General features: G+C 71.5%; 21 protein-coding genes. 13 read left to right on the top strand and 8 right to left on the bottom strand.

What is annotated here, in order from left to right:
- Positions 1–15: 15 nt before the first annotated feature.
- The 8 genes from MFF01_RS18265 to MFF01_RS18230 all read left to right on the top strand — a co-directional run bounded on the left by MFF01_RS18265 (position 16) and on the right by MFF01_RS18230 (position 12,195).
- Positions 16–693 carry a LuxR C-terminal-related transcriptional regulator gene (locus MFF01_RS18265; RefSeq protein WP_238227586.1) on the top strand — a complete coding sequence of 226 codons (678 nt, stop codon included), beginning with the start codon at positions 16–18 and terminating at the stop codon, positions 691–693.
- A gap of 340 nt (positions 694–1,033) precedes the next feature.
- A complete protein-coding gene (bcsS, locus tag MFF01_RS18260; RefSeq protein ID WP_238227585.1) occupies positions 1,034–1,765 on the top strand; it encodes a cellulose biosynthesis protein BcsS in 732 nt (243 codons plus the stop codon).
- A gap of 82 nt (positions 1,766–1,847) precedes the next feature.
- On the top strand, positions 1,848–4,466 hold the full coding sequence (bcsA, locus tag MFF01_RS18255) for a UDP-forming cellulose synthase catalytic subunit (RefSeq protein ID WP_238227621.1): 2,619 nt from the start codon (positions 1,848–1,850) through the stop codon (positions 4,464–4,466).
- A 9-nt stretch (positions 4,467–4,475) separates the two neighbouring features.
- Positions 4,476–6,743: a cellulose biosynthesis cyclic di-GMP-binding regulatory protein BcsB gene (locus tag MFF01_RS18250; protein WP_238227582.1), complete on the top strand. Its 2,268-nt coding sequence runs from the start codon at positions 4,476–4,478 to the stop codon at positions 6,741–6,743.
- 47 nt (positions 6,744–6,790) lie between these two features.
- Positions 6,791–7,846 (top strand): family 8 glycosyl hydrolase, encoded by a 1,056-nt coding sequence (locus MFF01_RS18245; RefSeq protein WP_238227620.1) that lies wholly within the window; start codon positions 6,791–6,793, stop codon positions 7,844–7,846.
- On the top strand, positions 7,831–9,678 hold the full coding sequence (locus MFF01_RS18240; protein WP_238227580.1) for a hypothetical protein: 1,848 nt from the start codon (positions 7,831–7,833) through the stop codon (positions 9,676–9,678). The genes MFF01_RS18245 and MFF01_RS18240 overlap by 16 nt, the downstream gene beginning before the upstream one ends.
- The gene (gene bcsN / locus MFF01_RS18235) at positions 9,675–10,694 is read left to right on the top strand and encodes a cellulose biosynthesis protein BcsN (protein WP_238227579.1); all 1,020 of its coding nucleotides are present in this window, start codon (positions 9,675–9,677) and stop codon (positions 10,692–10,694) included. Before MFF01_RS18240 ends, bcsN begins: the two co-directional genes overlap by 4 nt.
- A 22-nt stretch (positions 10,695–10,716) precedes the next feature.
- Positions 10,717–12,195, top strand: coding sequence for a response regulator (locus MFF01_RS18230; protein ID WP_238227578.1), 1,479 nt, complete (start codon positions 10,717–10,719; stop codon positions 12,193–12,195).
- 172 nt (positions 12,196–12,367) lie between these two features.
- Here the strand turns inward: MFF01_RS18230 and MFF01_RS18225 are convergent, their stop codons facing one another.
- The 7 genes from MFF01_RS18225 to MFF01_RS18195 all read right to left on the bottom strand — a co-directional run bounded on the left by MFF01_RS18225 (position 12,368) and on the right by MFF01_RS18195 (position 19,112).
- Positions 12,368–12,613, bottom strand: coding sequence for a hypothetical protein (locus tag MFF01_RS18225; protein WP_238227577.1), 246 nt, complete (start codon positions 12,611–12,613; stop codon positions 12,368–12,370).
- A gap of 51 nt (positions 12,614–12,664) precedes the next feature.
- The gene (locus MFF01_RS18220; protein WP_238227576.1) at positions 12,665–12,871 is read right to left on the bottom strand and encodes a hypothetical protein; all 207 of its coding nucleotides are present in this window, start codon (positions 12,869–12,871) and stop codon (positions 12,665–12,667) included.
- A 142-nt stretch (positions 12,872–13,013) separates the two neighbouring features.
- Positions 13,014–14,090: a glycosyltransferase gene (locus MFF01_RS18215; protein ID WP_238227575.1), complete on the bottom strand. Its 1,077-nt coding sequence runs from the start codon at positions 14,088–14,090 to the stop codon at positions 13,014–13,016.
- Positions 14,087–15,010, bottom strand: coding sequence for a galactosyltransferase-related protein (locus MFF01_RS18210; RefSeq protein ID WP_238227574.1), 924 nt, complete (start codon positions 15,008–15,010; stop codon positions 14,087–14,089). The genes MFF01_RS18215 and MFF01_RS18210 overlap by 4 nt, the downstream gene beginning before the upstream one ends.
- Before the next feature lie 31 nt (positions 15,011–15,041).
- Positions 15,042–16,151, bottom strand: a complete 1,110-nt coding sequence (locus tag MFF01_RS18205; RefSeq protein WP_238227573.1) for a glycosyltransferase — start codon at positions 16,149–16,151, stop codon at positions 15,042–15,044.
- A 14-nt stretch (positions 16,152–16,165) separates the two neighbouring features.
- Positions 16,166–17,068, bottom strand: a complete 903-nt coding sequence (locus MFF01_RS18200; protein WP_238227572.1) for a glycosyltransferase family 2 protein — start codon at positions 17,066–17,068, stop codon at positions 16,166–16,168.
- Positions 17,058–19,112, bottom strand: a complete 2,055-nt coding sequence (locus tag MFF01_RS18195) for an HAD-IIB family hydrolase (RefSeq protein ID WP_238227570.1) — start codon at positions 19,110–19,112, stop codon at positions 17,058–17,060. The genes MFF01_RS18200 and MFF01_RS18195 overlap by 11 nt, the downstream gene beginning before the upstream one ends.
- A 72-nt stretch (positions 19,113–19,184) precedes the next feature.
- Here MFF01_RS18195 and MFF01_RS18190 point away from each other — a divergent pair, with 72 nt between their 5' ends.
- Entirely contained in the window at positions 19,185–20,225 is a 1,041-nt protein-coding gene (locus MFF01_RS18190; RefSeq protein ID WP_238227568.1) for a glycosyltransferase family 4 protein, read from the top strand.
- 5 nt (positions 20,226–20,230) lie between these two features.
- Entirely contained in the window at positions 20,231–21,421 is a 1,191-nt protein-coding gene (locus MFF01_RS18185; RefSeq protein ID WP_238227619.1) for a glycosyltransferase family 4 protein, read from the top strand.
- A 59-nt stretch (positions 21,422–21,480) separates the two neighbouring features.
- Here the strand turns inward: MFF01_RS18185 and MFF01_RS18180 are convergent, their stop codons facing one another.
- The gene (locus tag MFF01_RS18180; RefSeq protein ID WP_238227566.1) at positions 21,481–22,464 is read right to left on the bottom strand and encodes a glycosyltransferase family protein; all 984 of its coding nucleotides are present in this window, start codon (positions 22,462–22,464) and stop codon (positions 21,481–21,483) included.
- Positions 22,465–22,600: 136 nt separating this feature from the next.
- Here MFF01_RS18180 and MFF01_RS18175 point away from each other — a divergent pair, with 136 nt between their 5' ends.
- The 3 genes from MFF01_RS18175 to MFF01_RS18165 all read left to right on the top strand — a co-directional run bounded on the left by MFF01_RS18175 (position 22,601) and on the right by MFF01_RS18165 (position 25,080).
- Entirely contained in the window at positions 22,601–23,224 is a 624-nt protein-coding gene (locus MFF01_RS18175) for a glycosyltransferase family 29 protein (RefSeq protein WP_238227618.1), read from the top strand.
- Between the two features lie 16 nt (positions 23,225–23,240).
- Positions 23,241–23,897, top strand: a complete 657-nt coding sequence (locus MFF01_RS18170; RefSeq protein WP_238227564.1) for a hypothetical protein — start codon at positions 23,241–23,243, stop codon at positions 23,895–23,897.
- Between the two features lie 643 nt (positions 23,898–24,540).
- Entirely contained in the window at positions 24,541–25,080 is a 540-nt protein-coding gene (locus MFF01_RS18165; protein WP_238227562.1) for a PAS domain-containing protein, read from the top strand.
- The last annotated feature ends 95 nt before the right edge of the window (positions 25,081–25,175 follow it).

Raw genomic sequence — 25,175 nt, 5'->3', positions numbered from 1 at the left:
GCCGCGATGACATTCATGGATTCCAACGACCCCGCGCAACCCGGCGGGCTCGTCGCCGTCATCGCCGACGACGACGAGTTCTTCCGCATGGCCGTGTCGGCGCTGCTCACGCGTCATCTGGGCTTCGCGCGGGTCGTGGAGACCGGCTCCCTCGACGAGGCCCTCGCCGCCCTCGCCGAGCGGCCGGAGGCGGCCCTCGCCCTGTTCGACCTGCGCATGCCGGGCATGGCCGGCGCCGCGTCCCTCGGGGCCGTGCGGGAATGTTTTCCCGGCGTGAAGACCGCCATCGTCTCCGCCTCGACGGATCGCGGCGACATCCTCACGGCGTTGGCCGCCGGCAGCCACGGCTACGTGCCCAAGACCTTCGGGGCGGCCGAACTGGTGAAGGCCCTGGGCTCCATCCTCGCCGGCAACATCTTCGTGCCGGCCTTCCTCGCCGAGGGATCGACGCCGGCCGGCGCGGCGATGCCCCGGCCCGAGGCCGATGAAACCGCCGGAACGGCGTTGACCCGACGCCAGCGGGAGGTCCTCGCGCTCATCGTGGAGGGTCGCTCGAACAAGGAGATCGCCCGCAGCCTCGATCTCGGTGAGGGAACCGTGAAGGTGCATGTCGCGGCCCTCCTGCGCGCCCTCGGTGTCGCCAACCGGGCGGCAGCGGCCGTCGCCGGGTCGCGTGTCCTGGCGAAGGCCTAGGCCGTTCGGCCTAAGAGTGCTCACAAAACTCCCGGTCGCTGCCGGTTCTTGCTCCGCATGCGACAGCGCGGCGGGCGTTTTGTGAGAGACACTCAGGCGTCTCTGGCCGAAGTCCCGTCGCACCGGGTCGCCCAAAGTGAACCCGCTGCCGGCGGGCCGCCGATCGCGAGCCGGAGCCGGTCGTTCGGACCCGTTTCGCCGTCCCGACCGAGCCGCGACGTACCACCCGAGGCCGGATGGCCTAGGTCGCCGATCCTTTGGATGGTCTCGAACCCGGCAAGGTCTCCTTAAGGCTACCAGCCTGATCGTCCCGCCATCACAAGTCTCGTGGCGTATCGACATGTTCCGCAGTTCCACCTGCTTCGCGGCGGCCCTGGCCGCCTGCGTCGCCCCCGCCGCGCGCGCCGCCGATTGGTACACCGGTGCCGTCGCGCCGGCCGAGCGGGACGCCTGGATCGTCGCCGTCGACGCCTCGACGACGATCAGCTCGCAAGGATCGCAGTTCGCCGGCGCCACGGCGACGGCGGCGCCGGCCGACAACCTCCTCGTCAGCGGCCCGCGCGTGCGCCTCGACGGGCTGATCGGCTCGTATCGCACGGGTCGCAACGGCCTCGGCGAGCAGGCCGAGATCGCCGCCCTGGCGGGCTACGCCTGGGTGATGCCCGACGCCGTGCTCTCGGGCTTCGTCGGTTTGAACATCCGCCGCAACGAGGTCTCGCGCCTCGATGACAGCCTCTCGGCCGAGAGCACGCGGGTCGGCCTCAAGGCGGCCCTCGATCTCTACGCGCGGCCCACGGCCTTCACGATGGTGCACGCCACCGGCACCTATGCGACAACCTTCAACGCCTATTACGGCCGGGTGCGCGGCGGGGTCGCGAGTGTCGCTGGCGGCTATTTCGGTCCCGAATTCGCGATCCTGGGCGACGATTACTATCGCCAGTGGCGGACCGGCCTGCACCTCAGCGGGATGCAGTTCGGCGCGGTCCAGTTCGGCGTCTCGGCCGGCTACCTCCACGATCAGGCCCGCAAGGGTGGCGCGTATGCCACCGTCGATCTCCGGACGGGATTCTAGGCGCATGGGCCTGCCCGTTCTCGACGGTGCCCCGGTGGCCCCCGCCGCGTCGCGCCCGCTTCGCGCGGCCAAGGGGCTGGTTATGGGCCTGATCTGGATTGCCTGGGCCGTCTCGGCGGCTCTGGCCCTCGGCTTCCTCGTCCAGCCCGTCGGCACGACGGCGCAGCTCGCCCTCTCCGGCATGGCCGGAGCCGGCATGGTCGGCCTATGGCTGTGCTGCCCCAAGCACGGCCTGCCGCGCACGGCCTTCCTTGCCCTCGGCAGCCTCGTCGTCGTCCGCTACGTCTACTGGCGCCTGAGCGGCACCCTGCCGGGCCTCGACGATCCCGTTAGTTTCGGCCTCGGCCTGGTTCTGGCCTCGGCCGAACTCTACTGCGTGCTGATCCTCTCCCTCAGCCTGATCATCAACGCCGACCCCCTGGCGCGGGCGCCTGCGCCCGTGCCGCCCGAGGCCGAGCTGCCGGCCGTCGACGTGCTCGTGCCGAGCTACAACGAGGGATCCGACATCCTCGCCGTCACTCTGGCGGCGGCCCTGAACCTCGACTACCCGGCCGACAAGCTCACCGTGTGGCTCCTCGACGACGGCGGCACCGACGAGAAATGCGCCGAGGCCGACCCCGCGAAGGCCGGAGCCGCCAGGGCGCGGCGCGCCGAACTGCAGGCCCTCTGCCGGGATCTCGGTGCCCGCTACCTCACGCGGGCTCGCAACGCGAATGCCAAGGCGGGCAACCTCAACAACGGGTTGACGGCCTCGCGCGCCGAGATCGTCCTCGTCCTCGATGCCGACCACGCGCCGTTCCGCTCCTTCCTGCGCGAGACCGTCGGGCTGTTCGCCGGCGACCCGAAGCTGTTCCTCGTGCAGACGCCGCACGTCTTCCTCAATCCGGACCCCGTCGAGCGCAATCTGCGCACCTTCGCGCATATGCCGTCCGAGAACGAGATGTTCTACGCCATCACCCAGCGTGGCCTCGACAAATGGAACGGCTCGTTCTTCTGCGGCTCGGCCGCCCTTTTGCGGCGCGCGGCCCTCGAAGAGGTCGGCGGATTCTCCGGCATCACCATCACGGAGGATTGCGAGACCGCCCTGGAGCTGCACGCGCGCGGCTGGACCAGCGCCTTCGTCGACAAGCCCCTCATCGCCGGCCTGCAGCCTGAGACTTTCGCGGCCTTCATCGGTCAGCGGGCCCGCTGGTGTCAGGGCATGTTCCAGATCCTGCTCCTGAAGAACCCTCTGACCAAGGCCGGGCTCCAGCCGATCCAGCGCCTCGCCTACCTGTCGAGCATGGCCTACTGGTTCTTTCCCCTGCCGCGCCTGATCTTCATGCTGGCGCCCTTGCTGCACATCTTCTTCGACGTGAAGATCTTCGTCTCGTCCATCGACGAGGTCCTGGCCTTCACCGCGACCTACGTCGTCGCGAACCTGATGATCCAGAACTACCTCTACGGCCGGGTGCGCTGGCCCTGGATCTCGGAATTGTACGAATACGTTCAGGGCGTCTATCTCGCCCGCTCCATCGTCGCGGTGCTGATCTCGCCGCGCAAGCCGCGCTTCAACGTCACGGCCAAGGGCACCGTCCTCGAAACCGACCAGCTCTCGCCCCTGGCCTGGCCGTTCTTCGCGATCTTCGGGGCCCTCGCCGCCGGCTGTGCCACGGCCGCGTGGCGCTACCTCTACGAGCCGGGCGTCACGAGCCTGATGCTGGTGGTGGGCCTGTGGTGCCTGTTCAACCTCGTGATCGCCGGCGTCGCCCTCGGCGTCGTCGCCGAGCGCCGCCTGTCCGAGCGGTGCCCGAGCCTGCCGGTCGCGCGCTTCGGCCGGGTGTCGATGGGGAGCCTCTACTTCGCCGTCGCCGTCGAGCGCGTCTCGTCGGAGGGCTGCACCCTGCGCCGTTTCGACGGCACGCCCTGGCCGGACGACGGGGGCGACCGCGCCACGCTCACCCTGACGCCGCTCCCCGACGGCCGGGTGTTCGCGCCGTTCGCCATCCGCGCGTGTGCCGAGGCGCGCGGCGACACCGGCCGGGTCGTGTTCGCGGCGATGACGCCCGCCACCTACCGGGCGCTGGCCGACCTCATGTACGGCGACGCCGCGCCGCTGCGGGCGTTCCTCGCGGGGCGCCACCGCCATAAGTCCCTGCTCGCGGGCTCGCTCCGGTTCCTCGCCTGGGGCGTGACCGAGCCCGTCCGGGCCTTCGGACAGCTTGCCCGCGCCACAAGTGCCGCCCGGCGTGCCGAGCCGATTGCGGACGGTGTGGTCGAGTCCAAGGCGCCCGCCGTCATCCTGCCGCCGGCCGAGAGTGTCCGGCCGATTCCGGTGAGCGCGACTGCCCTCACGTTCGACGCGGTGTCGCACACCGTCGAGGCGATACCCGTGCCGCAGAAGCCCGTCACTGTTCCGGAGGCGCCCGCCGTGCCGGAACCCGTGGCCGGCGCCTCGATCCCGCCTATGACGGCTGAAGCCTCTCAGGCGGTGATGCGCGAGCTCCTGAGCGAAGCGCCCGTGGCCAACGCGACCGGGATCGTCCTCGATCCCGCCCTATGGAAGGCCAGTGTTCTCGCCCTCGCGGCGGCCGAGGGGATCGGCGCCGACACGGCGGAGGTGCCGGTCGCGCAGGACCCGGCGACCGTTCCCGAGGCGAAGATCCGCCCGGCCCATCGCGACCCGCGCATGCGCGGCGCCGCATTCCGCAGCGCCGCCTGAGGTCGCCCGATGCGCATCCTGCCTCTTCCGGCCCTCGTCGCCGGCCTGCTCTATGCCGCGGGCGCGGCAGCCCAGACCTTTTCCGGGCTTGGCCCCATCGCCCCCCTGGTTCTGCCGCAGGGTGAAGATGCCACGCGTGGCGAAGTCGAGTTACGGACCCGGCCCCTCGCTCCCGTGCCACCGACCCTGCGCCGGTTTCACTCGGTCGCCGCACCCCTGCGCCTCTGGGGCGAAAACGGCGAGATCACCTGGACGCTGTTCGTCACCGAGGCCGAGGCCCGGGCCGGCGGCCGCATCCAGATCGGTTATCTCGCGGCGATTTCGGTCCTGCCCGAGGCCTCGACCCTCGCGGTAACGCTGAACGGCCAAGCCCTCGGCGCGACGGCCATCGACGGCGCGAAGGGCCTGCGCCGTGTGGGCTTCGATGTGGCGCCGGGGGCGCTCGCGCCCGGCTACAACGCGGTGCGGGTCGCGGTGACTCAGCGCCACCGCGTCGACTGTTCCGTCGCGGCCACCTACGAACTCTGGACCCAGATCGATCCCGACAGCACCGGCTTCCTCTCCGACGCCTCGGCCCTCACGAAACCGGCCGACCTCGCCGCCGCCGCCGTGTCGGCCGACGGCGCCCTGCCGATCCGGCTGCTCCAGACCGGCGACCGCCTCTCCGAGCGCGGGGTCGAGCGCCTGCTCGGGGCCCTGCAGGACGTCGTCCTGGCCGGGCGCTTCGCGCAACCCGCCGCCGATTTCGGCCCGGTGCCGGGCTCCGGCGACGGGATCGCCCTCGCGGTCGGATCTTCGGACGCCCTCGCCGGGACCCTCGATCTCGCCGGCCTCGGCCCGGTCACGGGGCCGCGCCTCGCCGTGCTCCCCGCGACGGCCGAACGCCGACCCGTCCTCGTCGCGACCGGCGCGGACGACGCGCAGGTCGGGGAGAGCCTCGCGGCCCTGGCCGGCCTCCGCACCGCGACCCCTCTGGGCACGCCGACGGGCCTGCGGGCCCTGGCCGATGCCGGCGGTCGCCGCATCGCGGGTGGCGAGAGCGTCACGCTGGCCGAGCTCGGTTTCGCCGACGCGCATATCGCCGCCCGCTCCCACCGCATCGGCTTCGATCTCCTCCTGCCGCACGACGTTCTGGTCGCGGATTACGACCGCCTGATCCTCGACCTCGACGGCCGCTACGCCGCCGGCCTCGCCCCGGGTGCGCAGATCTTCGTGGAGATCAATGGCAGCCGCGCCGGCAGCGCCCCCCTCGCCCGCTCCGGCGGCGAGAGCTTTCGCCGCCGGAGCCTGTTCCTGCCCCTGCGCCTCCTGCGCCCCGGCCTCAACCGCATCATCCTCGCCGCCGAGCTGCCGCGCGACGCCGACCGGTCCTGCCCGGCCGACACGGCCGCCGCGCCCGAGCGCCTCGCCCTCCTCGCCAGCACTCGCCTGACCGTGCCCGCCCTCGCCCGCGTCGTCCGCCAGCCCGATCTCGCGGCCACCTTGAGCGCTGGCTTTCCCTACGCCGAGGCGTCGCGGCGCCCGACCCTCAGCGTGCCGGCGCCCGATCGCGACACCATGGCGGCGGCGGCGACCCTCGCGGCCCGTCTCGGTCACGCGGCCGGGCACGCCCTGTCCTTCCGCTTCGCAGCGGGCCGCACCGCGATCACCGGTCCGACCCTGGTGGTCTCGCCGGCCCCCCGCCTCGACGCGCGCACCGTAACGGCCGCCGGTCTCGATCCGCAGGCCGTCCGCGAAGCCTGGACGGGCCGGGAAACCCTGGCGGCGCAGACCGGGGGAGTGACCGCGCAGCGTCGCGCCCTGCGCCACGACGCCGTCGCGGCCTGCCGTGCGGCGCCGGCCTCCCCGGCGGTGGCCGTCCCCGTGCCGGCGCAGGACGGAACCGACTTAGGAGCCGACCTCGGCGGCGCCTCGGCCGTCCTGACCCAGGCCGTGACCGGGCCGGCACCCGACGATCTCCTCACCCTCGTCACCGCGCCGAGCGCCGCCGCCCTGCGCGAGGCCGTGGATTGCCTCGTTCACCCCCGTGTCTGGAACAGTCCGCAGGGCCGGCAGGCCGTGCTCTCGGCCTCGGACGGCACCGTCGCGAGCCGCCTCGACGACGCGCCGCGCTACGTCGCCACCGTCGCGACCTCGCCGTTCAACCTGCGCCGGATCGCGGCGGGATGGTTCTCGCTCCATGCGGGGACTTACGGCCTGTTCGCCCTCCTGTTGGCGGGGGGGCTCGCCGGCTCGACCCAGCTCCTCGTGCGCAATCTCGGCCGGAGGTCGACGTGATGGTCCGCCGATCCCTGCAACACATCCGCGCCGCGCTCTGCCTGATCATGGGTTTTGCCATGCTCGGCGGTCCGGCCCCGGCCCAGACCGCGACGGCACCCCTGCTCGGTGCCTTGACGGATGCCCAGGCTTGGGCCGCCTACAAGGCGCGCTTCGTCACCGAGCAGGGCCGCGTCGTCGATACGGGCAATGGCGGCATCAGCCATTCCGAGGGGCAGGGCTACGGCATGCTCCTGGCCGTCGCCGCCGGCGACCGCGCGGCGTTCGAGCGGATCTGGACCTGGACGCGCGCGAACCTGATGGTCCGCGACGACCAGCTCATCGCGTGGCGCTGGGAGCCGGACAAGCGACCGGCCGTGGCCGACATGAACGATGCCTCCGACGGGGACCTCCTCGTCGCCTGGGCGCTCGCCGAAGCCTCCGAGGCCTGGCACGACCCTTCGCACACGGTCGCGGGGCGTCGCATCGCCGTCGAGCTCGGGCGAAAGCTCATTCTGCCGCGGGCCGCCCACGGGCCGCTGCTGCTTCCGGGCGTCTCGGGCTTCTCGGCCGAGGACCGGGGCGACGGCCCCGTCGTCAACCTGTCCTACTGGATCTTCCCGGCCTTCGACCGGGTGGCCCTCCTCGCCCCCGAATTCGACTGGGCCGGCCTCGACCGCAGCGGCCGCCGCCTCATCGCCGCCGCCCGCTTCGGCACGGCGCGGCTGCCCGTCGAGTGGATCTCCCTGTCGGGCGACGCGCCGCGCCCGGCCGAGGGGTTCGCGCCGACCTTCGGCTACAACGCCCTGCGCATCCCCCTCTACCTCGCCATGGCCGGCGTGACCGATCCGGACCTCTACGCGCCCTTCCTCGCCCTGTGGGACAAGCCCGAGGTCGGCGGTCTCGCCCTCGTCGACACCCAGAGCGGTCGCGTCGTCGAGCGCCTGCCCGAGACCGGATACGGGGCGATTCCGGCACTCGGCGCTTGCGCCGCCCATGGCACCCCGTTCCCCGCCGCCCTGCGCAAGGTGCGGGCCGGACAAGAGAACTACTACCCGGTGAGCCTGCATCTCCTGGCGCTCACCGCCCTCAAGACGAGGTTTCCCGCATGCGCGCCGCGCTGATCCTCGCCCTCGTGGCCGGCGGCCTCGCCGGAGCCGCGTCGGCCGCGCCCGCAGCTGTGGAGCGACCCGACGAGGTGGCCCTGCGCTACTACGCGGCGCAGAAGCGGACCGACCGGGTCGAGGCCGAGATCGAGCGGCTGCGCCGGCGCCATCCAGGCTGGCAGCCGCCCGCCGACCTCTGGACCGCCGAGCCCGGCGGCGAGGACGAAGGTCCGCTCTGGGATCTCCTCGCCGCCGGTCGCGTCGCCGAGCTGCGCGCCGCCCTCGCCGAGCGGACCCGCGCCGAGCCCCGCTGGACGCCGTCCCCGGCCCTGACGCGGGCCGTGGCGCGGCGGGAGCTGCGCCTCGCAGCCGTCGACCTCGCCAAGGGCGCCCGCTGGATCGAACTCGCCCGCCTCGCCGACGCCCGCCGGGCCGAGCTCGATCCGGGCGAGGCCGAACTCGGCTGGGCCGTGGCCGAGGCCTGGAGCCGCACCGGACGCAGGCCGGAGGCCCTCGAATGGCTGACGCGCATGATGACCGCTCCGGCCCTCGACCCCGAAGCGTGTCGCGTCACCCTCCTGCGCGCCATGGCGTTCCTGCCCATGGGCGAGGTCGATCGCCTCGCCGCCCTCCTGAAGCCCGGCGAGGCCGATCCCGTCCGGATCGACTTGATCCGGGGCCGCATCTCCGCCGTGCTCCACGACGAGACCGGCCAGACGGTGTCGGCCGACGATCTCACGGCGTTTCAGACCTACGCCGAGGCCGCCACCGACGCGAACCAGCCGGCCCTCGTCGCCTGGCTGGCGTTCAAGCGGCGCGACTTCCCCGTCGCCCTCGCCTGGTTCAAGCGGGCGATCGCGCGCGGCGGCGACGCCACGGTGGCGCACGGGCTTGCCCATACGCTGCGCGAACTCGGGTTGCGGCGCGACGCCGAGGACGTGGCCTATGCCTGGCGCGAGCCGCTGGTGAACAACACCCTGTTGTTCATCGATCTGCTCGAGGCCGACCTCACCCGTGAGGTTCCCCCGGTGATCGAACCGGAGCGTTTAAGGCGCTACGCTCAAGTCACGGCCACCACCGCTTCCGGCGAGGGCGCGCAGGCGCTTGCCTGGTACGCCTACAACAACTGCCAGTTCGAGACGGCGCTCGGTTGGTTCAAGCGTGCCGTGGCGTGGTTTCCCAAGGAGGCGACGGTCTATGGCTACGCCCTGACCCTGCGCCGCCTCCATCAGCAGCGCGCCTTCGTCGAAACCGTCAACCGCTACGACGGCCTGTTCCCGAAGGTGGTCGACCTCCTGTTCCAACCACCCGGCGACCGCCCGATGGCCTGCGAACAGGCGCCGGCGAAACCCATCCTTCAGCCGGTCTCGACGGTGCAGACCTCGGGCTATCTCGACCTCTCGGCGCCGAACACCGCCAACACCACCGGGCGGCGCGCCCGCGTGCCACGGCCGGACGAGATCGGCGCGCCCGTCGCCGCGACGCCGCAGGTCCGGCGCAGCGAATTCCCGATCCCCGTGCTGATGGAGAACGACTTGCGGGTGGCGCCGACGGGGACTCCGGAGGTCGTCGACCTGCGCTGGCCCAATCGCGCCATCGGCCGGCCGGCGACGATCGCCCGGCGGGTGCCGGGCGTCGGCCCGATGCCCTACGAGCGTTTCGGCTTCTCGCTCAAGCCCGGCTGGAACGGCGAGGAGGCCGCCAGCACGCCGACAGCCATGGAGAAACCGGTGCCGCTCGGCACGCTGTGGTCCGACCAGCGCACCGTGCCCGCCGGCCAGGCCTCCGACATCGCCACCACCGGATCGATCCGGCGCCCGACCTCGCCTCAGCGGAACCGCACCCCGTGACCAGCCGCCTGCTCCCCCTCCTCGCCGCCGCCCTGGCGCTCGGCGGCTGCAACGCCCACGGCCCGACGGCTTCGACGAGCCCGGCGCGCTACGCCAGCCTCGACGCCGCCCTCGATCCCCTCTCCGGCACCGCGCCGCGGCTGGCCGGTTCCCGCACTCCCGAGCGCCGGGCGAGCGCGGTCGTGGCGCTGCCCGCCTGGATTGGGCGTCCGACCCGCCTGCGGGAGCGCGACGAGGCCGCCGCGTTCGCGCAGACCATCGTCCTCGGTTCGACGCCGCGCGGGGATCCCGGTGAGAACGCGATCCGGGTCGGCGTCTGGCGCTCCGGCAGTGCGCCGGAGCCGCTCGGCGATGGGTCGCTCGACGTTCCGGACAAGCCGACCGAGGCGGGCATCCGTGCCGAGATGGCGGGCGCCTTTCCCGGCATCGCCATGCAGGTCGTGACGCGCCCGGCCGCCAATGCCTACGGCCCCTACGGCCTCGCCATCGGCCGTAATGGCGCTGGGGCCCGCTGCCTCTACGCCTGGCAGTGGATCGCGGCGGCGCCCGCCCTCGACGCCGGGCAGGACGGCGCCGCGCCGATGTCCCTGCGGGTACGGCTCTGCCGGGCCGACATCACCCTTGAGGCAATGGCGGCGGCGGTGAACCAGCTTCGCATCGTTCCCCGCTTCGCGGTCCAGCCCGTTGCGGAGTCGCCGCCCATCCAGAACCGGCACGCCACTTCGCCGCGCCGCCAGACCCGGCCCACGCGGGTCGCCATCGCGCGGGCGGAGCCCGTCGCGCGCCGCGAGTTCGCCGCCGCCGGTGCGGTCGCGGCCTCGCCCTCCGCCGTTGACCCGGCCGGCCGGCGCTACCTCGGCGTCGACACGCCCACGGTCGCGGCGCCGCCTGTGGACGTGATGCGGGGCACGCTTGCGGGCCTCGGTGGTGGCGCGCCGAGCACCGGATCCGGCATACTCGCGGCGGATCTTCCGCCCGAGGCCTATCGCGGGCCGGCCGGCCCATCCACCCGGTAACCGGTCCGGCGGGAGAGCGACCATGTCCCCTGAGACGACCGAGTTCGGACCATCCGGGGCCGGCACGCGCATCCTCCTCGTCGAGGACGACCCGGACACGCAGGCGCTGATCCGCGCCCTTTGCGAGAGCCGTGGCGACCGCGTCGATATCGCGGCCGACGGATTCTTGGGCCTGCGCTTGCTCAGCGAACGCCGCCACGGGATCGTGCTCATCGACTACCACCTGCCGGAGATGGACGGCTATGCCCTCGCGCGCCTGATGCGGGAACTCGCCCGGACACAGGATCGGGTGCGCCTCGTCGGCATCACGGCCGACCACCTGGGCCTCGCCTCACGCCGGGGCGCCGACACGCTGTTCGACGCAATCCTGGTCAAGCCCCTCGATCCCGCGACCCTGTTCGCGACCCTCGACCGGCTGTTGCAGCCCGCGACCGGGCCGGGGACGGCCGAACCCGCCGATGTCCCACTCCATCCGGCCGATGTGCTCTGGCGGCGGCGCGGCCTCAAGGGCCTGCCCCGCGCGATCCTCTATCCCGCCCCCTCGGACGCCGAGGCGGAGGCCGTGGCGCAGGCCTTCGCGCCGGCGGTCACGGCGTCCGACGCCGACATCGTCCTCATCAGCGCCGAAGCCGGCCTCGACGACCTGCGTGAACTCCGGGCGGCCGGCCCGGCCGGACTTCTTCCGGCCTTCGACCTCACGGGGCGCTTCGCCGCCGCCTGCGACGGCGTTTTCCGGGTCGGCGATCCGGACTCGTGGACGGCCCTCGCCGAGACGGCCCTCGCCTTCGCCCGCCGCCGCGCCGCCCTCCCCTCGGATCTCCCGACCGATCCTGCGGCACGCCTCGCCGCCCTGCTCTTCGTCGCCGACCGCAGCCTCGGTTTGCGGGCTGGTGATGCGGCGCCGGGCGCCACCTATGAAACCGGCCTCTCGAAGGTGGACCTCATGGCGGTGGTGCTGCAGCTCATGGAGGCCGGTTCGCTCGCCTGCGAGCCCGAAGCCGGCGGCATCGTCGCCGCCCTCACGTCGGCTGGTCGGGATGCCGTCTTGTGCGTCGGCCGGAGCGAAGCCGGGACGGGCTGGCAGCCCCCACGGGTCCGCGAATGCACCGAGACCGTTCCCGAGCCGGGCACGTCCGCCCTCGGCCCAGCGCCTGCGGCATCCCCCGCACACCCCATCGATCCGAAGCGACTGGCCGCCCTCGAAGCGCTCGTCGGTGCGCGACAGGTCGACGAGCTGGTCGCTCGCCTGTGCCGGACCCTTGAGGTCGCGTTTCCCCCGGATGGAGAGTGGGAAGCCGCCGGGCGCGTCGCCCATGCCCTGATCTCGGCGGCCGGAAGCCTCGGCTTCGACCGGGTTGCGCACACCTGCCGGGCCCTTCAGGACGTCATCGCCGCCGGTGGCGATCCGGCGCAAAGCCTACAGGATGCGCGAAGCGCCTCACGGGAAGCCCACGCCCTCTGCCTGCGCCGCCTCCAGGGCTTGCCCCTCGGGGTAGCCTAGAGCATCGGACCGAAAAGTGGACCCATTTTTCGGAAAGATCTGATGCAGAATCAAAGATCTAACGCGTCGGACCGGACGTCTTCGCCGGTCCGACGCTTTAGGAATCCCTGTCGCGTCCGACCTGACTTCGCCTCGCTCGGACCACGTGCCATGGGCCTTTCGGCGCCGTGCGTCAGGCGCCGGACGCCTTGAGCTTCGCGACCTTGTCCTCCAGTTCCTTCGCCGCCTGACCGAACAGCTCGGAGCGTCGGCGCAGGGCTTCCTGCTTGCCCTTCGTCGCGGCCGCCTGCGCCTTGTCGTCGGCCTTGCGCATCCGGTCCCGGAACTTGCCTGAAAGCTTTTCGTAGGCGGTGGCGATCCGGGCGTTCGTCTCGTCGGTCTCGCGCTTCACGCGATCCTGCGTCCTGTTCTTGGCCATCGGTACTGCCTTGCTGATCCGGTGTTCCGCTCTGCTTCGTAGACCGTCCCGTCAGGCCCCGCGCTGCCCGTCGCCGGTGTTCGACGTCGCCGCGTAATGGGCTCGCAACAGGCGCGTGCGGTCCAGAAGATGCGCCTCGATCCGGTCGTTCAGGCGTCCGACCGGCCCGACGAGGGCGTCGAAGCCGCCCGTCAGGGCCCGGACGAAAAGTCGAAGGGACGCCTGGAGGAATCGGCCGATGCGGTGCAGGAGTGTCATGATGCCCCATGGGTGATCGCGTCAAGGTTGTAACGAAACCTAGCGCGCGGGATGTCCGGGCCCCCCGTGACCGAAAGCGGCATGTCGGGGGTGGGAACAAAGTTGGACCCCGAGGGGGCGAACTCGATGGCGCCCAGTCCGCTCAGGCCGATCCCCTGTCCTTCGCGGACGCGATGACCTCGGCGTAGAGGCGCTCGCAGGCGTCGAGCCAGACGTCGTGGGTGAAGTGGCGTCGCACGCGATCGTGGGCCGTCCGGCGGGGAATCGCCAGGGCCGCCCCGATGGCGTCGGCGAGGGCGTCGCTGTCCCCGGGCGGGGCGAAGGCGCCCGCTTCGCCGATGACCTCGCGGGCCGCTCCCAAGTCAAAACTGGCGACGGGCAAGCCGCAGGCCATGGCCTCGATGGCGACGAGGCCGAACGGTTCGTCCCAGCACGGCGTGAACAGGAACACCGACGCCCTGCCGACCTCCACCGCGAGGGCGGGGCCGTCGAGATGTCCGCCGTAGCGGATCGCGCCACCGAGGAGCGGTCTGACCTCGTTCTCCCAGTAGGCCGTATCCTCCGTCGAGCCGAACAGGGTGAGGGCGAGGCCGGCACGCCGGGCCGCGTGGATCGCCAGATGCGTGCCCTTGTAGGGTGTAATCCGGCCGCACCAGACGGCGCTGCCGTCGCCCCGGTCCCGGTAGGGCCACCGCGTCGGATCGATGCCGTTGTGGAGCACCGACACGCCCGGCCGGGGGCCTTCGGGAAACCACGCCTGCCTCTGGCTGCGCGATGTGACGGTGATCCGGTGCGCCGGGGAGGCGCTGGCATGCACGAACCAGCGCAGGGCATCGTAGGGCGGCACGTGCAGGGACGTGACCGTGGGGATCCTGGCGGTCCGCTCGGGGGCGAGGGGCAGGCGGCTGAGGGAGTTGTTGTGCAGCACGTCGAAGCCGCCCGCCGCGATGCGGTCGCAGGCGGCACCGTAGCCGGCATCGAGATGGGCGATGAGGGCCGGGTTGCCCGTGTGCTCCTGGCCCGGAAACGTCTTCTCCTGATGCTCGGGCAGCACGGGGTCGAGGGTGAAGCCGGGATCGCTGTCGCCGGAGGCGAACAGCACCACCTCGTGACCACGCGCCTGCAGCCCGTGGGCGAGGTGCCAGCTATGGGCCTCCATCCCGCCCCGGAACGGCGGCGCGATGGGCTGGCGGGCATGCGCGAGGAGCGCGATCCTCATGCCGGCTCCGGGACGGCGCGGGCGATGCGGGCGTCGAGGATGCGGATGACGGACGCCGTGTTGGCGTAGGGCTGGTGGCTCTCCTGACCCGTCAGCGCCAGGTCGTCGGCGTCCGGCGCGCGCAGGATGCGGATCGGCCGGCCGGGCGCATCGTCGATGAGGCCCATGAGGCGGAACGCGTAGAGCCAGTGGCCCATGGTGCGGTAGCCCCACTTCGCCTCGAAGCGCTCGGCGTTGCGCACCACGCTGGCGAGATGATGGATCGGCGGCATGTGGTGCGGGTGGTACTGGTGATAGGCGAGCGCCCCCTTCAGCCAGGCGATGGCGATGCCGCGCTGGTCGAGCATCTTGCCGAAATCCGTGTCCTCGCCGCCGTAGCCCGTGTAGCTCTCGTCGAACCCGCCCGTCGCCAGGAAGGTCTCCCGCCGCATGGCGAAGTTGAGCGACCAGAAGCAGCGGTAATCGTTGCAGATCTCGATGCCCTCGGGCGGCGGCCCGCGCCGATCGGAGTGTTTCACGGCGATGGCTGCGAACGCCTCGGTGGTCCAGTCGCCCCGCGTGGCCTCGCCCGGAAGGTAGAGCACCTCGCCCATGAGGAGGCCGCCGAACGTGGCGAGGCGCTCGGCGTAATCCGCCACGAGGCTGGGGGCCGGGATGCAATCGACGTCGAGGAAAACGATGCCCTCCCCGCTCGCGGCAGCGACGGCCCGGTTGCGCGCGGCGGCGAGCGGCAGCGGATCGGACGCCATGGGGATCTGGCGGATCGGAAACGGTGCCTCGGGCAGGCTGTAGGGCTCGTCCTGCATGCAGGCGACGATGAGTTCCACTGGCCTGTGGGTCTGGCGCATCAGGCCGAGCACCATGTTGGCGAGGTGCGCGGGCCGTCCCTTGGCGAGGGTCACGACGGAAACGGAGAGCATGCGGCGAGGTCCCGATGGGTTGCGCGGGCGGTCAGGCGGCGGGGGCGCCGGCCCAGAGTTCGTCGGTGAGACCTTCGAGCCAGCCGGCGGCCCGTGCGGCAGCCTCGGGAGCGTGGAGCGGGCGCAGGGTTTCGCCGTCGAGGCGCCGGGCGCGGTCGAGGAGCTGGCGCCAGCCTTCGAGGTCTCCAGGCCAGACAGGCGCCTGCACGGCGGCGCCGAGGCGGACTAAGGCTTCGGCCTTGCGGGTCTGCTCGCCGAAATAGCGCCATTCGGGCATCACCACGAGGCGGCCGCCGACGCGCGCGACCTCGTGGACGGTGTTGTCGCCGGCGGACGCGATGACGATGTCGGCAGCCGCGAGGTAATCCGTCACGGACGCCACCCAGCCGAGTTCGCGCAGGTTCGAAAAGTCTGTCTCGTGCCCCTCGCGGTGGGTCGGCCCGAGGGTGAGCCACAGTGCGTTGGGCACGGCGCGGGCCGCGACGGTGAGGGGCGCGTAGGGCGTGCCGCTGCCCCCGCCCCCCGTCACTGCGACGATGATCTCCTGGGCCGGGTCGAGGCCCAGCCGAGCGCGGGCCTCGGCCCTGGACGGCACCGGGTCGACGCTCGTGCACAGGCCGCCGCTGTAGAAGGTCTTGGCCCGCAGGGAGGTGGGATAATCGTCCTGTTCTAGGCGCGCGTCGAAGGGGGCGAGCATGCCGACGCACGCCTCGTAGGACCCGATATGGCCGATGTCGGAGCGGTCGCCGTGCATGCGAATCTGCACGGCCGGCACGCTGGCGGCCCGCGCGAGCAGCGCGATCTCGGCAGAGACGTCGACGACGAACAGGCCGACTTGCCTGTCGTCGAGGTGGTCGAGGATCGTGCGCATGGTCCGGCGGGTCTCGGAAACGCCGAGCGGCACGCAATGCATCACCCGGGGCGTCGGCTCGGCGAAGAGGCGGGCCGTCGGTACGGCGGCGCCGATCATGTTGGGCAGAGCCACCACCTCGATGTCGCGGGCGAATCCGTCGAATAGGCTGGGGTCGGCGGTGAGCACCGAGACCGGCCGCTGCCGCGAGAACTCGGCCACCAGGGCTCGGGTGCGGTTGGCGTGTCCCCGCCCCTGGTGGTGGACGAAGAAGGCAATGGGTTTCGTCATGACTCTCGAACGGATCAGGAGAACAGGCAGGTGCCGGGCTGCCGCGTGGCGGCGATCTCGGCGGGCGACGGCGCCCGCAGGCGCCGGATCGCCGGCCCGTCCGCGTCCCAGGCGATGAACCCGGCCTCGCGGAACTGCCCGAGCCAGTACTCCATACACCAGCGGCCGTGGCGGGCGTGGAAGCGCACGGCGTTGCGCAGGATGTGTTCGAAATGATGCAGCGGCGGCACGTGGACCGGGTGATGCTGGTGATAGGCGCGGGCGCCCGCGACCCAGCAGGTCGGCAGGCCGGAGGCGGCGAGGCGCACGGCGAAGTCGGTCTCCTCGGCGCCGTAGCCGGTGAAGCCCTCGTCCATGCCGCCGATGCCGGCATAGGCCCCGGCCGGCAGGGCGAAGGAGAGGCCCCAGAGTTCGGTCGCGTCCGGCTCCGGGCGAAGGCCGGTCTCCGGGATCGGGGGTCTCGCCGGATGAACCCGTCCGGCGTGATCGAGGGCGGCGATGTCGAGATCCGGGCCCACGGCCCCCTCGGGGAGATACATCACCTCGCCCAGCAGCAGGGCTTCGATTGGCGCCCCCGCATAGGCGGCGACGAGGCCGGGCCCCGGGATGCAGTCGACGTCGAGGAAGATCAGGCGTTCGCCGCGCGCCGCCTCGGCGGCCCGGTTGCGGGCGGCAGCGAGCGGCATCGGCTCGCCGGGCACGTGCAGATGGCGGACGGGACAGCCGGGATCCGGCAGGTCGGAGGCCGGCTCCGGCTGCATCCAGGCGATCACGAGTTCGAGGGGCGGCACGCTCTGGCGGGCGAGCCCGCGCATGAGATTGCGCAGATGCGCCTCCCGGCCCCGCACGAGGGTGAGGACGCTGGCCGACGCCGCACCGCCGCGAAGAGGCGGCCGATCCGTGAAGTCAGTCGGCATGCGCGGGCAGCTTGCGGAAATGCGCGACGCCCTCGATGACCCCGCGTGCATGGGTGGCGCGGGCGACGTAGGAATGCTTGAGCGCCGTGTGGCTCGCGAGGTCGTCGGAAAAGTTCGCCACGATGATCGCCTGGCGGCCCGCGCGCAGCATCTCCACGTCGTTGCCGGAATCACCCGCAACGAAGACGTCGTCCTCGGACAGGCCGTAGAGGACGCGGACGTGATCGACGGCCGTGCCCTTCGACGCCGCCGGCGGCAGCACGTCGAGGTATCGGCCGTGGCTGTGGATGATCGAGGCCGGGAGGCCGGCGGCCTCGAGGGCACCACGCGCCAGCCGGGCCGAGCCCGCATCGCCGAAGTAGCTGAGCTTGTGCGGGCGCTGCTCAAGGGGACCCTGGGCCGTGAGATCCGCCACCCCGGAGAGGGCGGCCTGCACCGCCGCCCGGTTCCAGTCGCGGGAGACGATGGTCCGCCAGGCCGCGTCGGCGGTATAGCTCACGCCGTTGGGGTCGAGGTGGTAGATCTCCGAGCCGACGGAGGTGATCATCACCTGGGGCCGCGGGCTCGCCTGCTGTTCGAGGATCGCCATGGCGCTGTGAAACGAGCGCCCGGTGGCGACGCCGAAGGCGAGCCCCTCCTGCTCGCTGCGCCACAGCCGGAACGCGCTGAGACCCGCGTCGCAGCCGACGAGCGTATTGTCGATGTCGCAGATGAGGAGTTGGCGCGGATCGCCCAGCGGCGGCTCGGCCGCTCCGAGCGCCCGCAGTAGGGCGTGATACCGCGCGGCGTGGCGGTCCCAGTCGTAGGCCGCCGCCGCCCGGGCACCGCCGGCGACGAACCGCTCGCGCAGGCCGGGTTCGTCGAGGATGCGCAGACACGCGCGGGCGATCTCGTCCGGCGCGCGGGGATCGACGAGGAGGCCGTTGCCGCAGGTCTCGACGATGTCGTTGGGGCCGCCGCTGTCCGTCGCGACGAGGGGTAGTCCGGCGGCCGATGCCTCCAGCAGGGTCAGGCCGAAGGGCTCGTTGAGGGCGGGATTGACGAACACGCCACCGCGCACGCGGGCATAGGCGTAGAGGGCCGGCACGTCCTCGGGGCGGTGGGTCTTCGGATAGGCCACCCGCCCGTAGAGATCGTATCGGTCGATGAGGTCGAGAAGTTCGCGCATGGTCTCGGCCATGCCGCCGTCGAGGTCATCGAGGTCCCCCCGGGTGCCGGCGATGAGAACGAGGTTGGCGCGCGCCTGAAGCTCCGGGCTTTCGCCGTAGGCCGCCACCAGGGCGGCAAGGTTCTTGCGCGCCACCGGCCTGGCGAGCGCGAGCAGAGCCGGTTTGCCGGGCTCGCGCAGGAACCGATCGAGGGTGGCGTCCACGCGTGGGCAGGGCCGTGCGGCCTGGAACCGCGCCAGATCGCTGCCCGGCGGCAGCACGCGGATGCGGCCGGGATCGTAGGATTCGTACGTGGCGTACTGCACCTCGGCCTCGTCCCGGGACGAGGCGATGACGAGGGCGGCGCGGGCGAGCGCCGTCTCCTCGGCCGCGATCCGGTGCGCCAGGGACGCGGCGTCGGGCGCGAGGTGCCCAAGCGCCCGTGCCTTGACCCGCCCGAGGGAATGGGCGGTGAACACGAACGGGATGCCGAGGCGGTCCTCCACCCGTGCGGCGACCACGGCGGCATCGGCGTAATGGGCATGGATCACGTCGGGGCGGACGGGCTGCGCCGCGATCCAGGCGATGAGCGCCTCGGATAGGCTCGCCACTTCGCCGTGCAAGGCTTCCTTCGGCAGATAGCCGGGCGAGGTGCTGGCGAACCGCACGATGCTCGCCTTGCCCGAGATCCGCTCCTCGGGCATGGCGTAATCATCGCCGTGCGCGCCCGCGAACAGCCGGGTCGCGATCACGATGCGGTCGACGGTCGTATCCTGGGCACAGGCCTGGACCAGATCGAGCAGGTAGCGGATGTGGCCGCCCGTATCGGCGGTGAGGCCATAGGCCACGTCCTGACCGCGAAGACATCCTTGAAACGCAAGATGAACAATGAACATCAGCGGATCGGCACCGTCTGATCACGCTTGAAGAAATCGACCAGTTTTATGTCCAGCGGCAAAATACAACCTGTGATCCGCATCGCCCAGGTCGCACCGAACATCTTTCCGACGCCGCCGCTGTATCACGGTGGTACGGAGCGTGTCGTCCACGATCTGAGCGTAGCCCTGCAAAATGCAGGGATGGACGTAACGCTCTTCGCACCATCCGACAGTGTGACAGAACTGCCGAGGGTCGGGGATTATCCCAGCCTCGCCGCCCTGGAGGCGCGCGAGGGGCGGGTCGCCCCGGGGGTGCCGGCAGCCCTGGAAGCCTTGCAGATGGAGGGGCTTGCCCGCCGCCTCGACGCCTTCGACATCGTGCATTGCCACGGCGAGTTCGCCCATGCGGCGATTCTGGGTGCGCGGCGGTGCCGCAGCCTCACCACGATCCATTGGCGGGTGGACGAGCGGGACCGGGCGCTGTTCTTCGCTGGTTTTCCCGATCTGCCGGTGGCGGCGATCTCGGCGGCGCAGCAAGCCGGCCTTCCGGCGGCGAACCGCGCCGGCATCGTCCATCACGGCATCGCCTGCGACCGCTATGCCCTGCGGACCGATCCATCCGGCCCCCTCGCCTTCGTCGGCCGGATGACCGACCAGAAACGGCCGGACGTCGCGATCCGGGTCGCCCGGGCGGCGGGCCTCCCCATCCGCCTCGCCGGCACGGTGGATGTCGGCAATCCGGGCTACTTCGACGGGATGGTTCGCCCGCTGCTCGATGATGATGCCGTCTATGTCGGACCCGTGGACGATGCGGCCAAGGCGCGGCTCCTTGGCGACGCCCGGGCGCTCCTGTTTCCCATCGACTGGCCCGAGCCGTTCGGCCTCGTGATGATCGAGGCCATGGCCTGCGGCACCCCGGTGATCGCCTGGAACCGTGGCTCCGTGCCGGAGATCGTCGAGGACGGGGTCACAGGGTTCGTGGTCGCCTCGGAAGCCGAGGCGGTCGCGGCCATCGGGCGGCTCGGCGAGATCGACCGGGCCGGGGTGCGCCGGCGCTTCGAGGCGCGTTTCACCGCCGACCGCATGGCGGCCGACTACATCGCGATCTACCGCACGCTCCTCGCCCGATGAGCCGCCTGCGCACGGCCCTCCTCGCCTGGGATTATCCGCCCGCGCCGAGCGGGCTCTCCACCGCCGCCCGTGAGATCGCCGAGAGCCTGAGCGCGCTCGGCGTCGCCGTCACAGTGTTCACCCTCGACCGGACGGGGTGCCAGGAGCGGGACGGCGTGACGGTCCGGGGGCTCGGCCTCCCGCCGGGCTCGGCCCTGGCGCGCCTGCGCCGGTGGGGCTCGCTCGGGCACCTCGCCGCGCCTCTGGCGTTCCGGCGGGCGGTGCTTTGGGCCCATGCGCGGACGCCGTTCGACTGCGTCGAGGCGACGAACTGGTATGCCCCGGCGGCGCTTCTCGTCGGTACGGCCCTGCCCCTCGTGACCCGGAACTCGACGCCTGCCGCCTTCACGCGGGGGCGGGCCGTCTCCCTGCGCGACCGCCTCGACGGTCTGACCGCCGATCGTCTCGAGCGCCGGCAGGCCAGGGGCAGCGCCGGCCTGATCTCGAACACGGCCGAGCACGCCGCCCGGATGATCGATCTTTACGGCCTCGGGCCCGCCCGCCCCCACGCAGTCGTCGGCCTGAGCCTGCCGCCGGATCGCCTTGAACGCGGCCGCGCGGCGCCATACCCGGACGGGACGGGCGGCCCGCTCCGCCTGCTGTTCGTCGGCCGGGCCGAGCGACGCAAGGGGTTCGACTGTCTGCTCGCCGCCGCCGCGATCCTCGGGGCCGAAGCCGAGGCGTGCACGCTGCCGCCGTTCGTTATCGACCTTGTGGGCGTCCCGGAGACCGATCTGCCGGCGGACCTGCCGGCGGCGGCCCGGCGGTGCCTGCGCCCCCTCGGCCGCATCGATGCCCCCGCCCTCGACGCGGCCTACGCGGCGTCGCACGCAGTGCTCGCGCCGTCGCGCTACGAGAGCTTCGGCCTCGTCTATCAGGAGGCCCTCGCTTACGGCCGCCCGGTGGTGGCCTGCGCCGAGGATGCCAGTGCCCGCGCCTTCGTCGGCGCACCGGAGGCCGGTCGCCTTGCGTGGGAAGCGACGGGACCGGCCCTGGCCGACGCCATCCGGCCCCTGCTGCTCGACCCCGCCTTACGCCTGGGGCTACGTAAAAACGCCCTGTCGGCGAGCGGCGCCTTCGACCGGGCGCGGCTCGGCAGCGAGACCCTGGCCTTGTACGCGCGTGCCATGACAGCGGTCACGCCGAACGCGAACTGAGGCCCTTCGCAAGGGCTGGGTCGCGCTTCGCCCGCGCCGCCATCGTCGCGGGGCGCACATCACGGCCGATAGGGGCGCAGCAGGGCCGTCTCCTCCTCGGGCCGGCCCCGCCCGGGGTCCATCGCCTCGTAACGCCGCGAGCGCGCTTCCACATGGGCGCGGGACAGCCGGTGCTCGATGGCCCCATGGAGGGCGATGAAGCCCCGGCGCCAGTCGCCACCGAGGTCCGGGCGTTCGTGCACGCGGCCGCGAAAGCGAACGGTGGCGCGGTTCAGGCGGTACTGCACATCGGGGTAGACGTCGGACAGGGTTCCGTCGACGCGATTGCGGCGGGCAAGACCGATGGACACCGCCTCTTCCGCGTCGGCGAGGGCGGCGAGAAAGGGCAACCCCTGCCCCGTCGCCGCGCCCAGCGCCTCGTCGGCGTCGAGTTGCAGCATCCAGGGGCGGCGGGCCAGATCCTGCAGGGCGTTGCGCTGGGCGGCGAAATCCTCGGCCAGGGGGCGCCCGGCGATCCGGACGGCACCCGCAGGGAAGCCGGGGACCGCGCCGATCACCGGCGCTTCCTCCGGGCCGTCGACGAGGATCGCCACGTCCGAGGTCCAGGCCGCCTGCGCCGGCAGGCCGTCGAGGACGTGGTCGAGATCGGCGCGGCGGCAGAGGAGACCGAGGGACACCGCCTGGGGATGGAGGGTCGACAGGGGGAAGACCGCGCCGTAGGCCGCCCGCTCCGCATGCGGATGGCGGAGCGCCGTGCGATCGGCTTCGCTCGCCGGGCGCACGCCGCGCCCGAGCCGGGTGGCGGCCGTGCGCAGGGTATAGAGGTCGAGGCCGTAGGCCGCCTCAGGTGCGAGCCGGAAGGTCGGCTCGGCGAGGCTTTTGGCGAGATGGCGCCAGCACGCCGCACCGTCGGCTTCTTCCGCGATGACGACGCCGCAGGAGGCGCAGGCCAGGGCAAAGTCGCGCCGTGCCCCGTCGGGGTAGCGGATGCACCGTGCCGTCGGCTCCAGGGTGTCGGCGTCGCACAGGAAGCAGCGTCGCATTGGCCTCGATCCCTCAGCCCTCTGGCGCGACGCTGCGTACCCTGTTGGGCGGTCCACCGCATCCCTTATGAGAGACGCCGTGAAGCGGCTGCGCGTCGGGGCATCCTTCCGGTCGAACGGGAGCGATGCCAGGGCGGTGGAGGACATTATCGCCAGACTGCCCCTTCCGGCCTTCGACGCGCCGAGCCTCGCCCTCGTCGGCAACGCCCCCGAACTCGGCGACCGTGGCCGGGCCATCGATGCCGCCGCCTGCGTCGTCCGCTTCAACAACGCGCAGGGCTTCGGCGGTCCGGCGGGCGAACGCGTGACCGTCCTCGCCCTCGTCAATCGCGGTGGCCAAGCCCGCGCCTGGGTCGAGGACGACGGGTTTCTGGCGCGGCCCGTCGTCCGTGAAGCCGGCCGCTACCTTCTCCCCTTTCCCGAACTCGCGCCGCACGAGGAGGGCGCGCATGAGCGCGTGTGCTGGACGGTGCCCCTGCGGACCCGGCTCGGCCACCGTCCGGTGCATGGCCTCACGGCGGAGTTGCATGCGCGGGCCCACCACCTCCTTGGACCCGATGCTGGCGGCACTCCGAACCCGAGCACCGGATTCCTCGTCGCCCTCGCCATCCTGGAGGGGCGCCCCCCTGCCCTTCCGCCCATCGAGGTCTACGGCTTCGGCTTCGCCGGGTGGCCGGGCCATCCGTGGGACGCCGAACGGCGTTGGTTCGCAGCCGCCGAGGCGGCCGGCCGGCTGCGGCTTCATCCCCTCGCTTCCTGAAAAACCGGCACGCCCGATGACCACTCTCCTCACCGTCCTCAAGAGCGGCGGCCGTTACGACGCGGTCTGGGTCGAGCGCCTCGCCGCAGGCGCGCGCCGTTACGCCCCCGCCTTCGAGCGGATCGTCTGCCTCACCGACCTCCCCCTCGACTGCGCGGGTGTCGAGACCGTTCCCCTGCGGCACGGCTGGCCCGGCTGGTGGTCGAAGATGGAAGCCTTCCGGCCGGATCTTGGCCTCGGCACCATGGTCCTATGCGACCTCGACACCATCTTCGCCGCCGACGCGACGGCCCTCGCCGAACCGGGCTTCGCCACAATGGAGGACTATTTTCATAAAGGCCGGGTTTCCAGCGCCTTCGTGCGGTGGGAGGGGAACGGCCTCGCATTCCTGTACGAGCGGTTCGCCGCCGATCCCCAGCGCTGGATGGCGCCGGGGTCATGTGGCGCGGTGCCGAACGCCGTCCACGGCGATCAGGTGGTCATCGATCACCTGCTTCGCGCCGCGGGGCATCCTCCGCGTTTTCTCCAAGATCTTCACCCCGGCCTGCTCGATTTCTACCATCCGCCGAAGACGTCCTACGGACCGCTGATCGTCTTCATCGGCGACGCCAAGCCCGATACGACGACCGGTCTGGCGCACGCGCTGTGGGTTTCGGGCAGCGCCGCTGTTTGAGGTGAGCCGGACGACAAGGGGTGGTGAAGCCGCGTTCGACCCTCAAGTCAGATTGAGCGGACCCAGAGCCTTCGTGAAGACAACGGCAAACCAGATCGAATCAATTCGAGACTTAACATCGGTATTTGAACGGTTGATTGGTGGTCAAAGATTGCGCAGAGACTAAAGGGTAATATCATTCAATCCAGGATGCGGCTTTCACTTGCCTCGGGCGGCCGATCCGCCTCGTTGTGAAAACCCTCATTTTGCGCGGTACCGTACGGCAACGGAATGTTTTTTTGCACGTTCAGATTCGAAGTTTATCCAAGAGTCGTCGTTTGATTGTGTGATGAAACATTCGGTCATCATCGTTGAGGCGGATCGCGCAGCGTATGGATTGCGAGTGTCCTGCTCATTTTGATCGCTCACGGGGTATGGCCGTGGGCGTTGAAAGGATGAAGGGAAACCGGATGGACGTGATGCTCACCATATCCGGGTCGTCTCAACGTTGCGGACGCGATTTAATCCATGTTCTGCCTGCGAAATTGGCTTCGCGATCGGCGGATAACCAGATTCGCACCGCGTTCGGTGTCGTGGGCCGACTGCGGCGAACGGCACCGTGCGGTCACGACCGGGGATCGGAGGGCCAATGTTATCGGGGACGATGAACGTATCTGCACTCCGGGCCGCGGGGATCATCGGTACTTGGAACACGGACGTCAGTGCGGGGCTCTCCCTGCTGGATGAAGGGGCCGCGACCCTGATGGCCGGCAACGGGAAGCTCGCCGAGCAACCGATTACGCTGGAAGTCGCCCTGTCACGCCTTCATCCAGAGGATCGGGACTGGGTGTTCACCTGGATCCGCCACGCGCGCCTGACCGGTGGACCCATCGCGGCGGAGTTCCGCGTCGTCACCAAGACCGGTGAGGTGCGATGGATCCTCAATCGCGGCTATCTCGGGCGCGACGCTTCGGGCACCATGCGGGGCTACGGGATCTACATCGACACGACGGACACCCGGCGGGCTGCCCTCGGCTCACGTTCCGACGCCTCGGCCGAGGATGATCCGCTGTATCAGGCGGCCGATCACGGCCTCCGTGCGCATGCGGCGATCCAGCGGAGCGGCGACGCTTACCTGACCGTCCTGGCGAATACGCTTCTCATTGGGATCGGGCACGTGCTCGCGCGCCGATCCAGATTGTGAGCCGATGAGGCACGACGGCCGGGCCCCTCCCCGAACCCGTAAGCATGGGTCTCAGGGAGTGGACCGACGGGAATGCTCCGGCCGCCTGCGTCGAT

It is taken from the genome of Methylobacterium adhaesivum (genome assembly GCF_022179065.1).
GTDB lineage: Bacteria > Pseudomonadota > Alphaproteobacteria > Rhizobiales > Beijerinckiaceae > Methylobacterium > Methylobacterium adhaesivum.
The sequence above is the reverse complement of the archived record's forward strand: the minus strand, read 5'-3'. Positions and strand labels throughout refer to the sequence as shown.

What these genes read in the sequence shown, in the direction of transcription:
- MFF01_RS18165 (WP_238227562.1), top strand. Translation starts at nt 24,541, where the DNA reads ATGAACGTATCTGCACTCCGGGCCGCGGGGATCATCGGTACTTGGAAC.
- MFF01_RS18220 (WP_238227576.1), bottom strand. Translation starts at nt 12,871, where the DNA reads ATGACACTCCTGCACCGCATCGGCCGATTCCTCCAGGCGTCCCTTCGA.
- MFF01_RS18225 (WP_238227577.1), bottom strand. Translation starts at nt 12,613, where the DNA reads ATGGCCAAGAACAGGACGCAGGATCGCGTGAAGCGCGAGACCGACGAG.
- MFF01_RS18195 (WP_238227570.1), bottom strand. Translation starts at nt 19,112, where the DNA reads ATGTTCATTGTTCATCTTGCGTTTCAAGGATGTCTTCGCGGTCAGGAC.
- MFF01_RS18250 (WP_238227582.1), top strand. Translation starts at nt 4,476, where the DNA reads ATGCGCATCCTGCCTCTTCCGGCCCTCGTCGCCGGCCTGCTCTATGCC.
- MFF01_RS18215 (WP_238227575.1), bottom strand. Translation starts at nt 14,090, where the DNA reads ATGAGGATCGCGCTCCTCGCGCATGCCCGCCAGCCCATCGCGCCGCCG.
- MFF01_RS18200 (WP_238227572.1), bottom strand. Translation starts at nt 17,068, where the DNA reads ATGCCGACTGACTTCACGGATCGGCCGCCTCTTCGCGGCGGTGCGGCG.
- bcsS (WP_238227585.1), top strand. Translation starts at nt 1,034, where the DNA reads ATGTTCCGCAGTTCCACCTGCTTCGCGGCGGCCCTGGCCGCCTGCGTC.
- MFF01_RS18210 (WP_238227574.1), bottom strand. Translation starts at nt 15,010, where the DNA reads ATGCTCTCCGTTTCCGTCGTGACCCTCGCCAAGGGACGGCCCGCGCAC.
- MFF01_RS18245 (WP_238227620.1), top strand. Translation starts at nt 6,791, where the DNA reads ATGGGTTTTGCCATGCTCGGCGGTCCGGCCCCGGCCCAGACCGCGACG.
- MFF01_RS18240 (WP_238227580.1), top strand. Translation starts at nt 7,831, where the DNA reads ATGCGCGCCGCGCTGATCCTCGCCCTCGTGGCCGGCGGCCTCGCCGGA.
- MFF01_RS18265 (WP_238227586.1), top strand. Translation starts at nt 16, where the DNA reads ATGGATTCCAACGACCCCGCGCAACCCGGCGGGCTCGTCGCCGTCATC.
- MFF01_RS18205 (WP_238227573.1), bottom strand. Translation starts at nt 16,151, where the DNA reads ATGACGAAACCCATTGCCTTCTTCGTCCACCACCAGGGGCGGGGACAC.
- MFF01_RS18230 (WP_238227578.1), top strand. Translation starts at nt 10,717, where the DNA reads ATGTCCCCTGAGACGACCGAGTTCGGACCATCCGGGGCCGGCACGCGC.
- MFF01_RS18180 (WP_238227566.1), bottom strand. Translation starts at nt 22,464, where the DNA reads ATGCGACGCTGCTTCCTGTGCGACGCCGACACCCTGGAGCCGACGGCA.
- bcsA (WP_238227621.1), top strand. Translation starts at nt 1,848, where the DNA reads ATGGGCCTGATCTGGATTGCCTGGGCCGTCTCGGCGGCTCTGGCCCTC.
- MFF01_RS18170 (WP_238227564.1), top strand. Translation starts at nt 23,241, where the DNA reads ATGACCACTCTCCTCACCGTCCTCAAGAGCGGCGGCCGTTACGACGCG.